This is a genomic window from Nostoc sp. ChiSLP03a (assembly GCF_034531215.2).
In the GTDB taxonomy this organism is placed as follows: domain Bacteria; phylum Cyanobacteriota; class Cyanobacteriia; order Cyanobacteriales; family Nostocaceae; genus Nostoc.
In genome coordinates, this window is the sequence record NZ_JAVRBQ020000092.1 from 55,913 (window position 1) to 70,254 (window position 14,342).

At 41.0% G+C, this 14,342-nt stretch carries 12 protein-coding genes; 9 read left to right on the forward strand and 3 right to left on the reverse strand.

Features of this window, described 5'->3' with window-relative positions:
* The first annotated feature begins 742 nt into the window (after positions 1–742).
* Entirely contained in the window at positions 743–1,558 is an 816-nt protein-coding gene (locus RMY32_RS15120; protein WP_322708936.1) for a WecB/TagA/CpsF family glycosyltransferase, read from the forward strand.
* Positions 1,559–1,969: 411 nt separating this feature from the next.
* Positions 1,970–2,629, forward strand: a complete 660-nt coding sequence (locus RMY32_RS15125; RefSeq protein ID WP_409883123.1) for a sugar transferase — start codon at positions 1,970–1,972, stop codon at positions 2,627–2,629.
* Positions 2,630–3,074: 445 nt separating this feature from the next.
* Here the strand turns inward: RMY32_RS15125 and RMY32_RS15130 are convergent, their stop codons facing one another.
* Positions 3,075–3,452 (reverse strand): multidrug efflux SMR transporter, encoded by a 378-nt coding sequence (locus RMY32_RS15130; protein WP_322708937.1) that lies wholly within the window; start codon positions 3,450–3,452, stop codon positions 3,075–3,077.
* Positions 3,453–3,509: 57 nt separating this feature from the next.
* On the reverse strand, positions 3,510–4,307 hold the full coding sequence (locus tag RMY32_RS15135) for a hypothetical protein (RefSeq protein WP_322708938.1): 798 nt from the start codon (positions 4,305–4,307) through the stop codon (positions 3,510–3,512).
* Positions 4,308–4,683: 376 nt separating this feature from the next.
* On the opposite strand from RMY32_RS15135, the gene RMY32_RS15140 reads away from it, so the two are divergent.
* Complete coding sequence (locus tag RMY32_RS15140; protein ID WP_322708939.1) at positions 4,684–5,130, forward strand: molybdopterin-binding protein; 447 nt, start codon at positions 4,684–4,686, stop codon at positions 5,128–5,130.
* A 328-nt stretch (positions 5,131–5,458) separates the two neighbouring features.
* On the opposite strand, the gene shc is transcribed toward RMY32_RS15140, so the two are convergent.
* Complete coding sequence (shc, locus tag RMY32_RS15145) at positions 5,459–7,375, reverse strand: squalene--hopene cyclase (protein WP_322708940.1); 1,917 nt, start codon at positions 7,373–7,375, stop codon at positions 5,459–5,461.
* Positions 7,376–7,499: 124 nt separating this feature from the next.
* Here shc and RMY32_RS15150 point away from each other — a divergent pair, with 124 nt between their 5' ends.
* From RMY32_RS15150 to RMY32_RS15175, 6 genes are all read left to right on the forward strand, one after another.
* Positions 7,500–8,750, forward strand: coding sequence for a glycosyltransferase (locus tag RMY32_RS15150; RefSeq protein ID WP_322708941.1), 1,251 nt, complete (start codon positions 7,500–7,502; stop codon positions 8,748–8,750).
* A 554-nt stretch (positions 8,751–9,304) separates the two neighbouring features.
* Positions 9,305–9,556 carry a hypothetical protein gene (locus RMY32_RS15155; protein ID WP_322708942.1) on the forward strand — a complete coding sequence of 84 codons (252 nt, stop codon included), beginning with the start codon at positions 9,305–9,307 and terminating at the stop codon, positions 9,554–9,556.
* Positions 9,557–9,879: 323 nt separating this feature from the next.
* Positions 9,880–10,992: an aromatic ring-hydroxylating dioxygenase subunit alpha gene (locus tag RMY32_RS15160; protein ID WP_322708943.1), complete on the forward strand. Its 1,113-nt coding sequence runs from the start codon at positions 9,880–9,882 to the stop codon at positions 10,990–10,992.
* Between the two features lie 45 nt (positions 10,993–11,037).
* Positions 11,038–11,676 (forward strand): hypothetical protein, encoded by a 639-nt coding sequence (locus RMY32_RS15165; protein ID WP_322708944.1) that lies wholly within the window; start codon positions 11,038–11,040, stop codon positions 11,674–11,676.
* A 49-nt stretch (positions 11,677–11,725) separates the two neighbouring features.
* Entirely contained in the window at positions 11,726–12,769 is a 1,044-nt protein-coding gene (locus RMY32_RS15170) for an aromatic ring-hydroxylating dioxygenase subunit alpha (RefSeq protein ID WP_322708945.1), read from the forward strand.
* 295 nt (positions 12,770–13,064) lie between these two features.
* Positions 13,065–14,276 (forward strand): MFS transporter, encoded by a 1,212-nt coding sequence (locus RMY32_RS15175; protein ID WP_322708946.1) that lies wholly within the window; start codon positions 13,065–13,067, stop codon positions 14,274–14,276.
* The last annotated feature ends 66 nt before the right edge of the window (positions 14,277–14,342 follow it).

Below are 14,342 nucleotides of genomic sequence, written 5' to 3' on the forward strand. Positions count from 1 at the left end.
AGCATAAGCAATTAAATTGCAATCTGACAACTCTACAGCCTGCCATTATTACTTGACTATGGCAATGACAAGATAAACAAAATTTCTCACTCGCTACTGAAAATATTTTCACTCAACATCAATTCTGCGTGGCAATAATTGTTTGTTATTTTATTTCTGTACTTGTCAAAGCTTTGGTTTTTTAGTCCTGTAGTTCAGTTAATCGGCGTTAAAAAACAAAGCTATGTAAAAAAATGTAAATTCACCGAATAGCTTATAAGTGGGTTATTCTACAGTTTTGAAAAAATTAAACATACCTTCGCTTTATCGTGCCTACTTATCTTAGTATGAAATTTAGACTATCTATACGCCACAGCCAAACGGATAGTTAGCTGGATAATTTTATTCCTCGTTAGGATACTGTATAAAAAATAATTTAAGTAGCCATCAGATAGTATTTTGCATCGGTATTTGCGTACGAAAGTATACGTAGAGTTCGCTAGGTTTTGACTCAACCTTGTGAGTAAACTCTCAATTCGGATCGAATCTTTTATGGTACTTACACATTAAACAGTTAAGTATCTCAAAGGTCCTGATAGATCAAAAATTTCAGTTTTGTTGCAGGTAATCTTCGCTTACCAGCAGCCATAATTCTTTGTATCAATTAATGCATAATCTCCCAGTAAATTTCCGGTGAGCAGAAAATATGGCAATGCTCTGAATTCTACTATTTTGCAACTCCAGATGGCAAGCATTAAATTATATGGCAGACCGAGTTAGTTTTCTTGATACCGATTTCGATCGTATGCCTTTATATGAGGCAATTGAACTATTACTGGCGCAGTTGCTGAAGCGGCAGGGTGGTCGAGTGTATTATGCTAACGCCCACACGATGGTAACTGCTGCCAAAAACCCAGCATTGGCAAAAGCCTTAGAGCAGAGTGATTTGTTGTTGGCAGATGGGAGCGGAGTTCGTTGGGGTAGCGCTTTGTTGGGTACACCATTGGTGCATAATCTCAATGGCACTGATTTAGTTCCAGCTTTGTGCAAAGAAGGGGCAGCAAAAGGTTTATCAGTTTATTTTCTAGGTGGTAAGCCGGGTGTCGCTGAAGAAGCGGCAGCTAACCTCAAGAAAGCCTATTCTGGGTTGATAATTGCCGGAACTCAACACGGCTATTTTCCTGAATCACAAACGCAGCAAGTATTAGAGGCTATTCGGATAGCCCGCCCCCACCTGCTGTTAGTGGCGATGGGCGTACCCCTACAGGAAATTTGGATTAACCAATACGCTAGCCAATTGCCTCGTATCACTTGTATGGGTGTGGGTGGTCTGTTCGATTTTATGGCTGAACGTGTGCCCCGTGCCCCCTATCCAATTCGCTCTGTTGGTATGGAGTGGTTGTGGCGACTAGCAATGGAACCGACTCGACTTTGGCAGCGCTATCTTTTAGGCAACTTTATCTTTTTACGTTTAGTACTAACCTACGCGTTTGACCGACGCCAAAGTGAAGAACAAAGTAGCCAAATCACATTGGCTGCACAAAATAAGTCTGGATTTGAAAACGATTTGAACTTTTAATTCATCACCAAGACTGATTAAAAGTTGCTTGTAACACTACTCTTTGGGTGATTCATCTAGTCAAAGTAAATTTTATAGATAGTTCAAGCTTAACCGCTTTACTTAAGGGGGTTTTGTCTAGACGTTCAAGTGCCTATTGACCAAATAATTACTAATTCGTAATTCGTAATTCGTAATTAAAGAAGGTACAAAAATAATTAGGAATTACGTTAGCGCCGGCGGCAAGCGACGCAGGAGCGTCATTATCAATTACGAATTATGTTGACTGCTTATTAGAAAATCTCATTCTCGCTTTTATAGGCTACTGAAATAAGTAAATGTACAGACGATAGAGTTCATCAATTTACTACTGAAACTGCAATTACCATGTCTAATACCTTTACTCCCCATCGTTTTGATATGCAAGTTGATATGCAAGTTCTAGATGATACCCATACTCTTCCTAAAGTTAAAGTTCCAGTTCATCCTTCTGTAATCAGTAAAGCCAAGCGAATGATTGACATCTTAGGTGCTGTTATTGGGCTATCGATTACAGTATTCTTAGCAATTCCGATTGCGATCGCGATTAAGTTAGATAGCCCAGGCTCTATATTTTACAGTCAAATTCGCTGTGGTTTGAATGGGCGTCACTTCCGAATTTGGAAGTTCCGTTCGATGTCAGTTGGAGCTGACCAACTTAAGCATTTAGTTAAGAATGAAGCTGAAAGCGATCGGATATTCAAAAATGAGAATGACCCCCGCATTACCTGTGTCGGAAGAATTCTCCGCCGCACTAGCTTAGATGAACTCCCTCAGTTTTGGAACGTGCTGCTGGGGGAAATGAGTCTAGTAGGCACCCGCCCTCCTACTCCTAATGAAGTGATACACTACTCAAAGCACCACTGGGAACGTTTGAATGTCAAGCCGGGTATGACTGGTGAATGGCAGGCTCATGGTCGCTCCAGTATTAAAGACTTTGAAGATATTGTTCACATGGATTTAGACTACCAACGTAAGTGGTCTATAGTTTATGATATTAGTCTAATCTTCAAAACTTTAAAAGTTGTGTCAAATAAGAGCGGTGCTTGCTAACGTACAGTTAATAGAAAAAATATTGAGCGACATCAAGCAAAAGCTGAAGCTAAACGCTTTTTAGATTATATTAGAGAGCGCAGCGATCTATTAAATGAACAAGGTCAAGACTGTTATGCTTTTCGGTTGTAATTTTACTTTGGATTGGTTTTGGGATGAGTTATAGACGGTCGTTAGCTGATTGCCTTAGCTGTTGATATTCTTCCTGTGTGTAGTTTTAACTTAGTTGGTTTCGTGTGTTGTTAATGAGTCCAACAGAGAAAAACAAATTACTAAGTTCATTATCAATAAATATCAGCGCTTTTGACCATTCTCTATGCATTGCAAAAAATTCTATAAATTTATCTGATAGTTTAATTAGTGATTCGTCTGTACAGCTAAAATCACCAGATAGCCTCTGTCTGATTCTTTGAATTCCTTAGATGTTTGTACTGTAAGCTCACGGTTAATGTGGAGAAACTAGCTTTAGTCCTATCACACCTATGACTATTAAGCCTATGCAAGTAATGCGGCGTACTTCAAGAGGTTCTTGAAATAAAACTATACCTAACAAAACCGTACCAACGGCTCCTATACCTGTCCAGATAGTATAAGCAGTTCCAAGTGGTAGTGTGCGCAGGGCTTTAGACAAAAAAGTGAAACTGAGTATCATCAGGGTAACAGTAGCAACATTATAACCAAACTTAGTAAACCCCTGTGTATACTTCAAACTAATTGCCCATCCTATCTCAAATAAACTAGCAATAAAAAGATAGATCCACGCCATGTCATCGCTCCAATACATTACAACAATCTTTCTTAACAATACTCCTATTTGCGCCATTCAACTTGTTAACGATTCTGACTTTTCCCGTTAAGTCTCGAAGCTTGCTTAACTATTTTACTCAACTTCTTCACAATGAATTAACAGCTTTTCCATCGCTTCTGCTAAAGAAATCAATTCTGTCCAAGAGGAACCACTAACTAAATTTTGGGCGTGAGCTAATCGGTTTCGCAACTGTTCAGCAGACTTGAGGAAACGTTCGCCAAACCGTTTTGATTTTAGTCCTAGTTGCAGGAGAAGTTCTGGTTGATTTAAAATCAACTCTCGCTTATCGCAGAATTGTAGATAATCTAATAAATCGGTGGCTTCGTTTCTTTCCTGACTTTCTCGCCATAGTCGTTGAGCAACTTCTAAGCGCTCAGGTTTAAGGACTTTTTGCCAAGAATCTTGAGGATAGTAAATCCGCACCAGCCGCAGCAAATTCATTTCTAGCAGCGTTACTAAGCCAAATAGTAACATTCGCACGGGTGCTTTCTGCAACTCACCACAGGTGACAATACCACTTACCTGATTGCAATCTAAGACAAACAATCGCGGAGTTTGTTGCAAAATGGGTAGCAACTTTATCAGTGGGGTGGAAATGGCAATTAGTTCTTTGGGATGAAACACCCGTTGATAGTCGCTACATTTACCTTTTTTGCTTGGGATTAAACTAGAGCGTTCTACATAACCGCTAATAATATCTCCTGTCTCAACACCGATAACATCAAAATTTTGTGCTTGCATCCAATGCAGCACTTCTTTCGCCTCCGCATCAGCTGGCATAGCTTTTAGGGGTTCTGCCACGTATTCAATGGTGATATTGTTCTCAAATAAACTCCGCAGGTCTTGAGAACGTGATTTTAGGTGTTTCATCCCCTGGTTGTGAACTCACTTAAAGAATCCTACGGCACTCACACGATGTCTGCGACGGGCTATTCGGCGTCGCCAGTGGCATTTTCTGTTAGATTATCCTTGCGTAAGCGTAGCTATCCCAACAAATACCATAGACCAATGTTATACCATCTTAGTTGGTATCATTTTCGTGATGATTTAGACAATCTCAAGTAACAAAATATTTCGCATCTAGAAAAAAATAAATATATATGTAGTTAACTATATGAGAATAGTTGATTAATTGCGGTAGAAATGCCGAAAATACCGACAAAAAAATGTTATTACTAAAACGACGTATCGAATTGATACTTGGTAGAATCTTACCAAGATAACCAAAATTGATAATAATATTATTATGCCAAGAAAAGAACAAGGATGGGTTACATTTCAAACCTCAGAGGACGAGCGGAAGATTCTAGAGGAGTTCTGCGAACAGTCTCAACGCACTAAGACTGAGATTCTGCGGGAACTCGTGCGTAGTCTTACTCAGCAATCCTCAACACCAATATCACCACCAGATCAACAGGAACAACAGGAAGATATCTATTATACTCAAAAGCCGAACATAGAAACTAGTATTCAAAAGAAACCACTAAAAGTTAGCTCTCGCAATATTCTTAAAGGTGTAATTAAACGAGTTGTTTATGGAGCAGTTAATAGTGAGATTACTTTGGAGATTATTCACAAAGTAGAATTAACTTCGATTATCACCAGAGCTTCCGCAGAAGAGTTAGAATTATCTGAGGGAAAAGAAGCTTATGCAGTTATTAAATCTAACGATATTGTTATTGCTAGAGAATAGAAATACGTTGATTTGGGGCGTTATATAGCAATCCTATTTGATTCCTGATTACTCGTAAAGATCGGGGACTGGGGACTGGGGACTGGGGACTGGGAAGATAGGAATAAAGGTGTACCTAGCCTCGCAGAAATAAAATATGAGTCCTATAGTTAGAATAACCAATACTTTTGGGTTAAGGGGGAAAGGGGAAAGGGAAAAGGTTTGAATTTACCTTTACCCGCAAACCCATTAGCCTTGCCCCTAGACCAAAAAAGAGATTGTTAGGTTTATCCGAAAAGTATTGATGTAATCGCTGGTTTTCGTATTAATGGAATTACACGATAGAATATTAACCTTCTTTAATCGCTGCTTGATAGCGACCTAGTGCGATTAAAGGAAAGTATTGTTGATACAGATGATACTTGAGATAAAAATGGCAAGGGAAACCAGTACCTGTAAAGTCAGCCTCAAACCAAGTACCATCTGGCTTTTGAGTTGTCACCAGATAGCCAATTCCCCGCTCGATCGCATCAAGAGCTAATTTACCAGTAGCTTCACCTGCTGCCAAAAGGCCAATTAAAGCCCAAGCAGTTTGAGATGCAGTACTATTTCCTTTGCCTTTGAGACTGGGATCGTTGTAGCTGCGGCAAGTCTCGCCCCAACCACCATCTGGGTTTTGACATCCAACTAACCAAGCTGCTCCCCGTTCTATACTGAGTTTGTGTCTTTGAGGATCGATTAACGCCAAAGCTGACAAAACGCCACTGGTGCCGTAGATATAATTTACACCCCAACGACCAAACCAACAACCTTCAGTTTCTTGTTCGCGTAAAAGATAAGTAAGCGATCGCTCCAAATTATCACTATCAATTGCCAAATTACAAGCACCAAGCATTTCTAGTACCCTAGCGGTAACATCTGCGGTGTTTGGATCGATCATGGCTTTCAAATCGCCATAAGGGATGGAATTAAGCCAATCTTGGTCATTATCCAAATCAAAAGCAGCCCAACCGCCTGGTTTACACTGCATAGATGCAATCCAGTTTAACGCACGAGCGATCGCTGCCTGCTTGATTTTTTCATTGGGGAGTTTCGCCAAATGCAGTGCCATCACCACCACCGCCGAGTCGTCTACATCGGGATAAAAGCGATTCTCAAACTCAAAAGCCCAAGCCCCTGGTTTTCCTTGGCGATTTTTGACAGCCCAATCTCCGTAATCTAAAATTTGTTTCTGCAATAACCATTCTCCAGCCTTGACGACAGCCGAACAATCTGGTGCAAAGCCAGATTCTATCAAAGCACGCATCGCCCAAGCTGTATCCCAGACGGGTGAAACACAAGGCTGAACTCGATAACTATCTTCTGTTTCAATCACAAAGTTATCAATTGCTTGCAAACCTCGTTCTACAATGGGATCGTTTGTGTCATAGTCCAGACACCGTAAAGCTAGCATTGAATTCAACATCGCCGGAATAATGCCGCCCCAGTCGCCTGTAGCTTCTTGGCGCTCTAAAATCCATTTTTCGGCGGCTTTGATGCCTTCTTCACGAAAGGGTACTAAATTCAGGCTTTCTGCCAACTTGAACCCTCGATCGAGAGTGAGGAATAAATCCGTCCAATCGCCACTTTGAGGTAATTCCCACCGGACTCGATCGATACCTTCAGCGTATAACTCATCTAGGTTGATAGCTGAGTCGGTGAGATAAACAGGTTTGCGATCGCATACAATCAGTAATGGTACTGTACTAGAACGTGCCCAGCTAGACATCTCGTAGATATTGACAGGGAAAGCTTTCGGCAACAGCATTATACAAGGTGGTAGCGAGGGAATACCGCGCCAGTTGTAGCAGCCAATCAAGGCTAGGTGCAACTTGGTAAAAATCCGAGTTTTGCCGATCCCACCCCGTTGAAGAATAAAAGCTTGCGCCCGAATCATCGCCGGATCGGTTGCTGATACGCCTAGCAGTCTTAAAGCCATGTAGGCTTCAACCGAAGTGCTAAGTTCTCCGCCATCACCGTAGTAAAGTTCCCAGCCCCCATGCTCTCGTTGCTGTTGACGCAAATATGTTTCAACTTTGTGTAAAGGTCTGGTTTGGTCTGTTCCCCAAATTTTATGCAGGAGGACGACTTCAGCAGTGATGGTGACATTAGATTCTAATTCTGCCCACCAGTAACCTGCGGAATTTTGAATTGAAAGCAGGTATTCTTGGCTAGCTGCGATCGCATCTGCAACTTTATTGACTTTTACCCTGTCTTGTGTTTGCATGAAAAACTATTTAACCTCAACACCCAACACTAGATATGAACGCGGTATTACAGCAAAAAAATTTTTTTTCCTCTATCAATAGACATAGTATTCTGTCTGAGTCACTGATAATTTGCAATAGGTTATGGATGTAATTGTATTAGGATTGATGCTCTTATCGTTGACAATTTGGTTAGTATTGCTGGGTTTTTGGGGACAGTTTTGGCGAACAGATCAGCAATTAGAGTTTACAGAAACTCAGCTAGAATCGTTACCTGTGGTTTGTGCGGTCGTTCCAGCGCGTAACGAAGCTGAGTTAATACCAACTAGTTTGCGATCGCTCCTACTCCAAGATTATCCTGGTTCTTTCAACGTGTTTTTGGTAGACGATCGCAGCACAGACCGGACAGCAAACTTTGCCGAAGGAGTTGCCCACGCTGTTGGGAAACCTGAGCAATTGCATATTATTTCTGGCGCTTCACTACCTCCTGGTTGGTCGGGTAAACTTTGGGCAGTTGAGCAAGGTATCAAAAGTGCGAGTTTATTAGCACCTGACTATTTTTTGCTGACTGACGCAGATATCGAACACGATCCTGGTAATCTCCGTCGACTCGTGAAGAAAGCTGTGCAGGAAGATTTAGACTTGGTTTCGGTAATGGTGCGACTCAGGTGTGAGAGCTTTTGGGAAAAACTTTTGATTCCAGCTTTCGTCTTTTTCTTCCAAAAACTCTATCCTTTTCGCTGGGTGAATAATCCTAACAATCCCACAGCCGCTGCCGCCGGGGGATCTATTTTGATTCGTAGAGAAGCTTTAGAGCGAATCGGGGGAATTCAAGTGATTCGTCAAGCTTTAATTGACGATTGTGCCCTGGCTAAAGCTGTTAAGAGAGGGACTGGGGACTGGGGACTAGGGACTAGGGAAGAGTTTTCCCAATCCCCAGTACCCAATACCCAGTACCAAATCCCCATTAAAGGGCGTATCTGGCTGGGATTGAGTAGCTTGACTCGAAGCTTGCGCCCTTATGACTCGCTAGCGACGATTTGGGATATGGTTGCTCGTACTGCCTATACCCAACTGAATTATTCACCATTAATATTATTGGGAACTTTGGTGGGAATGCCTCTGATTTATTTAACTCCACCTGTATGTGTGATTCTGGGTGCAGTTTCGAGCAATTGGGCGATCGCATTTACAGGTTTATTAGGATGGCTATTAATGACTTTCGCTTACTACCCGACAATCCGCTTTTATAAATGTTCTGTCTGGTTCGCTTTTAGTTTACCTGCGATCGCTTTTATCTATACCTTAATGACTTTAGACTCAGCACTACGTCACTGGCAAGGGCGCGGCGGCGCTTGGAAAGGAAGAGTCTACCCCAACCCAGATAATTTATAGCTGGAATAAAATTTAATTTCAAAATCGGTAATGCTAATGTGACATATTCCCATTAATGATTTGGGTATCGAATATTCACGCAACAACGCCTTATTTAATAGCTATTTTAGCTATTTTTAAGTATTTAATTACTAGTTTTTATAAAAGTTTTTTATACATATATTTGTATTTTATCTAGCTGTCTCCCAAAGCTTCTATCACTAATAAATATGTCTAATTCTAGACTATTTATTTTAAGATTTCAGGTAGGAAAAATAGGAAAAGTGGGAAAAGTAGGAAAGGTGGGAAAAGTAGGATATTTTACAAAAGTGTTGAGAATCAAGTTGCTGTGTTGTATATTGATAGATGTATCAACTAACTAGCAAGTACACAGGCAAATGTACCAGTTAAGTATTTTATTTAACTACTTTGAACATAGTAAGCTGTTTAGCGATCGCCTCTGATGGAGGTCAAAATTACTATGTCAATAACTATAGAGAGTAATTCATGTACCAGATGAATTACCTCTCCCTACTACTGTGATGTGTACTGAAAAAAACTAAGAGGAAACAATCATGATGCAACAATCGATGCCAAACAAAGAAATCCAAACACTCTCATTTCTTGAAGAACTAGATGAGACACAACTCATTGGTATTGTAGGAGGAGGAGACAGTGCAGTAGGAGACACAGTTGGAAATGTTGGATCGACGGCAGGAACAGCAGGACAGTTCACGACAGGACTAATAATATATACAGCAAATGGATTAGGTGCAATAGGACGGTCAGTAGGAGGACTATTACAAGGTGCAGCAGGTAATGGCTAAATTGAGTTAGTGAGTAGAAAATACGATAATGACGTACTGCTACACTCTTTCCACTGCCATAGAAATCTACTAAGTGTTGAAATATGCATTAGTCCAGTGAATTGTAAACGTGGATTGAAAATGCATCTATAATGATTCTCCTAGTAATCAAGATTGCTATTTTTATATAGCAAATGTTTCAATCTTTGTAGCAGTTTAAGGCGTTTTAGACTGACTTCACTCAAGTTAGTAAAAAACGCCTTTTGCTTAACAACCAAATAAATAAATAGTTTTCGACTTTTTATCTAAGATTGCATTAATTGATTTAAAAGTCAGAGGAAAGCATGTTAAAAAATTTTTGGTACGCCTGTGAATTTAGTTCAGCTATTAGCAGTAAGCCCAAGCGTATCATGATGCTAAACCAAGAATTTGTCCTTTACCGCAACTCCAAAGGACAAGTAATAGCTTTCCTGGACCAGTGTCCTCATCGCGGCGCTGCTTTATCTAATGGTTGGGTAGAAGATGACTGTATCCGTTGCCCTTATCATGGTTGGAAATTTCAATTAGACGGTAGTTGCGTTGAAATTCCTGCCAATCAGTCTAGTGTGCCGATCCCCAAGAAAGCTCGTCTAGATGCCTATCCAGTTCAAGAGAAATATGGTTTAGTCTGGTTGTTTTGGGGAGACCTGCCAGAAGAAGAACGTCCTCCCCTGCCACTACTTCCTGAATTCGACAACCCTGCTTGGCGAGCCGTTTATGGTGAATTCAGATGGAACGCTCACTACAGCCGTGTATTAGAAAACCAATTTGACATCTCCCACCTACCCTTTGTGCATTCAAACTCCATCGGTAGCGGCATCGCAGAGCAGCACAAAATTGAAGAATACGGTGTGCGGATGGAAGAGTTGAAAGGGAGTGCTACCGTCACAATAAATCAGGCTACAAAAGTTAGACGCTGGTCGAAAGCTATCCTCAACAAACAAAGCTCGCGTCCTCTGCGTGTAACAGTATCTTTTTATATGCCCAACATTAGCTGGCTGGAATTTGACTTTCCTATTGGGCATTTCAAGATGATTATCTTTAGTGTTCACTTGCCAATTGACGCTAACACGACAGTGAGTAAGTGGATTGTTCTCCGCAACTTTTTCACCACATCTTGGATTGACGAAAAAGTACGAAAGTCGGTTTTAAAGCCTTTAGTAGAAGATAAACCAATAGTTGAGTCCCAAAGCCCCTTTGTGATACCTGATGATTTGACAACCGAAGTCCACGCCCCCTCTGATGCTTTGTCAATCGCCTATCGTAAACTACGCAAAAAATTTCTAGATATGGGCTGGGGCAAGGAACCTGTTGTTAATACCTCATACTACACAAATAAATATACATCGACTGCTTGCCAAGACGCTGCGATCCAGAAAGTTGCCATAGCTAAAGAAGCGACAACTAATGTCGTTTAAGAAAAAATTAGATTTACATTCTGTGAAAATACAAGGAATGCAAAGATGGGAGCTTTTTTGTACCCAGTTTATACATTAGCAAGTTTTGGGTTGGCGATTTGGAGCTTTAACTTATTTGCACATTCGCACAACATTAATATATTGCTGCTGATCTCAGTGCTAGTTGGAATGACCTACGATAATCTGATCGTTTCGGTAGGTCGTCTAATTAATGAAGGCACACTATTGGAATTACTTAATCGCCTGCGTTTTTTCTTTCACAATTTATTTATTCCACTGTTGGTGGTGGTTGCTGTCAAACTAGCCTGCAATGCTGGTGTGGTATGGGCAAGCTACCCAATTGTGTGCTATGGGTGTTGGGCAATTGCTTTCGGGCTGATTGCGTTTGGATTGCTGACCGAATTTCGATACTTAGAACTAGCACCGATAAATTTTGCTGGCAGTTTGCGTTACAAACCTAAAAGTTGTAGCGTGCCAATTCTGACAATCCTGACCGCTTTGCTAGTAGGTATGGCAGGTTTTTATATCTGGCGTGAAACTCAGTGGCCGTGGATGTTTGTAGGAACGCTAATCATGTTTTTAGGTAATGCTTTACCAGCAAGCATTTTTGGCACCCTAGTTAGTTCCGCAGTTGATTTCTTATTTATCTTGGGTTTAGTGGCAACGGAGTTAATAGTGCATTAAATCATCCTTACTATTCATCTAATTGCATTGATTCAACAGGAAAAAAGCTATGTTAAAAAACTTCTGGTACGCATGTGAATTCAGCTCGGCAATTACTAGCAAGCCTCTGCGAGTTCCTCTGTTAAACCAGCAATTTGTCCTGTACCGTAACTCACAAGGAAAGGTGATGGCTTTCCTAGACCAATGTCCCCATCGTGGTGCTGCCCTTTCCTTGGGGAAGGTGGAAAACGATTGTATCCGTTGTCCTTATCATGGTTGGAAATTCCACGATGGTGCTTGTATTGAAATTCCTGCTAATCAGCCTGGTGTGCCTATCCCTAAAAAGGCTCATCTAGATGCTTATCCAGTTCAAGAAAAATATGGTTTTGTTTGGCTGTTCTGGGGAGACATTCCCGAAAATGAATGTCCCCCACTCCCATCATTTCCCGAAGTCAAGAATCTAGCTTTGCGGTCTCTGCAATCAGAGTTTAAATGCAATGCTCATTACACCCGCTTAATAGAAAACTCTATTGACCCTGCTCACTCAGCTTTCGTCCATGTTAATTCCTTTGGGAGTGGAATAGCTCAGGAACCACGGCTAGCAAATTACGAGATAAATATGGAAGGCTGGGGCGGAAGTGCCTCGCTATATCACAATCGGCAGTCATCCAAAGGATTTTTTTGGAAATATCTCCGCCAAAAACAACCTCCGAAAATAAAGACAACACGCGGCTTCTATATGCCTAATATGGTTTATGCTAATACTGAGAATGTCATCTTGTTTATTGCCCACGTTCCCATTGATGATAAAACTACCATTTCCAAATTCATTCAGTTTCGTAGTTTTTTGACACAACCTTGGGCAGATAAAATTTTCCGTAAGTATAATTTGAAGATTAACCAAGAAGATAAATTAATAGTTGAGTCTCAAAGCCCTAAAGTTATGCCTTACGATTTGGCTGCCGAAATCCACGCCCCTGCTGATGCCTTACCACTTGCCTATCGCAAGTTACACAAAAAATGTCTGGACATAGGTTGGGGAGAGGAACCCCACATCAGTCAATCAAACTATACTAATGGTCATATTTTAAGTGTAGAGCGGCAGCTGATTTGATTGCGGCAGAAATTACGAGTTAAGTTCTTTGTGCTTGTAAGCTTTCCTGTAAACGAGTCTGATTTTAGAGCTTCATGAAGTTTTACTTACATATTGCACCAACTAGATGGCACATCAGAAAAATAACTAAGCTCACATCCGCCTGGGACTCGAAGTCTCAGTCTCATAGCTAAAGTCTTCTAAAGGAGGACTCAAAAAGAATTTTAATTGTTGTTAAATTTATTAGAAAATCAGACTAAGTAAGAATTGAAGCGTTTTTAAGATTTTCTTTACGAATCAGCTCTAATGAAATTTTATGAACAGTGGCAAAGCTAAACTTATATTGTTTTTGATCGTATTCATTGACTTAGTAGGGTTTGGAATTATCCTGCCATTACTTCCTTTATATGCTCAACATTACGGTGCAAAACCTCATCTAGCCACACTACTTTTAGCCGTCTATTCATTGATGCAATTCTTCTTCACACCTATGTGGGGAAGCATCAGCGATTGCTACGGTCGCCGTCCAATTTTACTATTAACTTTATTCGGTACAGTCATTGCAAATATCGGCTTGGGTCTTTCCAGTTCTTTGTGGATGTTGTTTGTGGCTCGGAGTTTAGCCGGAATCATGGGAGCTAATCTTTCCGTGGCGATGGCGTACATGGCAGACATCACCACATCAGAAAATCGCTCCCGTGGTATCGGGATGCTGGGAGCAGGAATTGGACTGGGTTTTATTTTCGGCCCAGCGATCGGAGGTATTCTTACAGGAAGCGATCGCTACAACCCTAATTTCCATTTACCAGCTTTTGCCGCTGCTGGATTATCTCTGTTAGCGTTAACTTTAGCCTTAAAGGCTCTACCGGAGTCTTTAAATCCAGAAATCAAAACCCAAACTAGAGCCAGCCACAAGCCGAATAATCGTTTAGAAGCTTTTAGAGAGGTGTTGCAGCAGCGTCCACAAATCGGTCTACTGGTGGTGATGTCCTTTTTGGTGGTGTTTCCTTTCTCTTGTGTGCAATCGATATTTCCTTTATGGCTAGAGCAGCAGTTCCACTGGGAACCTAAGCAAATCAGCTATCTGTTCGTATTCATAGGTATAGTCAGTGCTAGTATCCAGGGTGGACTTATAGGATGGTTTACCAAACGCTTTGGAGAACAGAAAGTGCTGATTTTAGGAGTAACAGCATTTGGTTTGGGGTTACTATTTGTTCCGTTTTCCAAAAATCTAGTGTTACTATTGTCTGCCATCACTTTGTTAGCAGGGGGATTTGCCTTAAGTCAAACAACGGTTAGTAGTTTGGGTTCAAGATTTGCAGGAGTTGAACAACAAGGTAAAACATTGGGAATTCTGAACTCAGCATCATCACTAGCTCGCATTAGCGGGCCAACATGGGCAGGATTTAGCTTTGGAGCATTTGGTAGTTCCACACCTTTTTTGAGTGGAGTTTTAATTTTAGTAGTGGCGATCGCTCTTTCGTGGCGCATTCTTAAACAGCCCCCTAATTGTCTAACCGCCTTATAGTTGGGCACTGATTTATCTTTCTCAAATACCTTGGGCAAATATCAGGCGCGAAAGCTAAAATTAAAC

Coding starts and splice junctions, on each gene's coding strand:
- RMY32_RS15130 (WP_322708937.1), bottom strand. CDS start 3,452: ATGGCGCAAATAGGAGTATTGTTAAGAAAGATTGTTGTAATGTATTGG.
- RMY32_RS15155 (WP_322708942.1), top strand. CDS start 9,305: ATGATGCAACAATCGATGCCAAACAAAGAAATCCAAACACTCTCATTT.
- RMY32_RS15135 (WP_322708938.1), bottom strand. CDS start 4,307: ATGAAACACCTAAAATCACGTTCTCAAGACCTGCGGAGTTTATTTGAG.
- RMY32_RS15170 (WP_322708945.1), top strand. CDS start 11,726: ATGTTAAAAAACTTCTGGTACGCATGTGAATTCAGCTCGGCAATTACT.
- RMY32_RS15165 (WP_322708944.1), top strand. CDS start 11,038: ATGGGAGCTTTTTTGTACCCAGTTTATACATTAGCAAGTTTTGGGTTG.
- shc (WP_322708940.1), bottom strand. CDS start 7,375: ATGCAAACACAAGACAGGGTAAAAGTCAATAAAGTTGCAGATGCGATC.
- RMY32_RS15120 (WP_322708936.1), top strand. CDS start 743: ATGGCAGACCGAGTTAGTTTTCTTGATACCGATTTCGATCGTATGCCT.
- RMY32_RS15140 (WP_322708939.1), top strand. CDS start 4,684: ATGCCAAGAAAAGAACAAGGATGGGTTACATTTCAAACCTCAGAGGAC.
- RMY32_RS15160 (WP_322708943.1), top strand. CDS start 9,880: ATGTTAAAAAATTTTTGGTACGCCTGTGAATTTAGTTCAGCTATTAGC.
- RMY32_RS15125 (WP_409883123.1), top strand. CDS start 1,970: ATGCAAGTTCTAGATGATACCCATACTCTTCCTAAAGTTAAAGTTCCA.
- RMY32_RS15175 (WP_322708946.1), top strand. CDS start 13,065: ATGAACAGTGGCAAAGCTAAACTTATATTGTTTTTGATCGTATTCATT.
- RMY32_RS15150 (WP_322708941.1), top strand. CDS start 7,500: ATGGATGTAATTGTATTAGGATTGATGCTCTTATCGTTGACAATTTGG.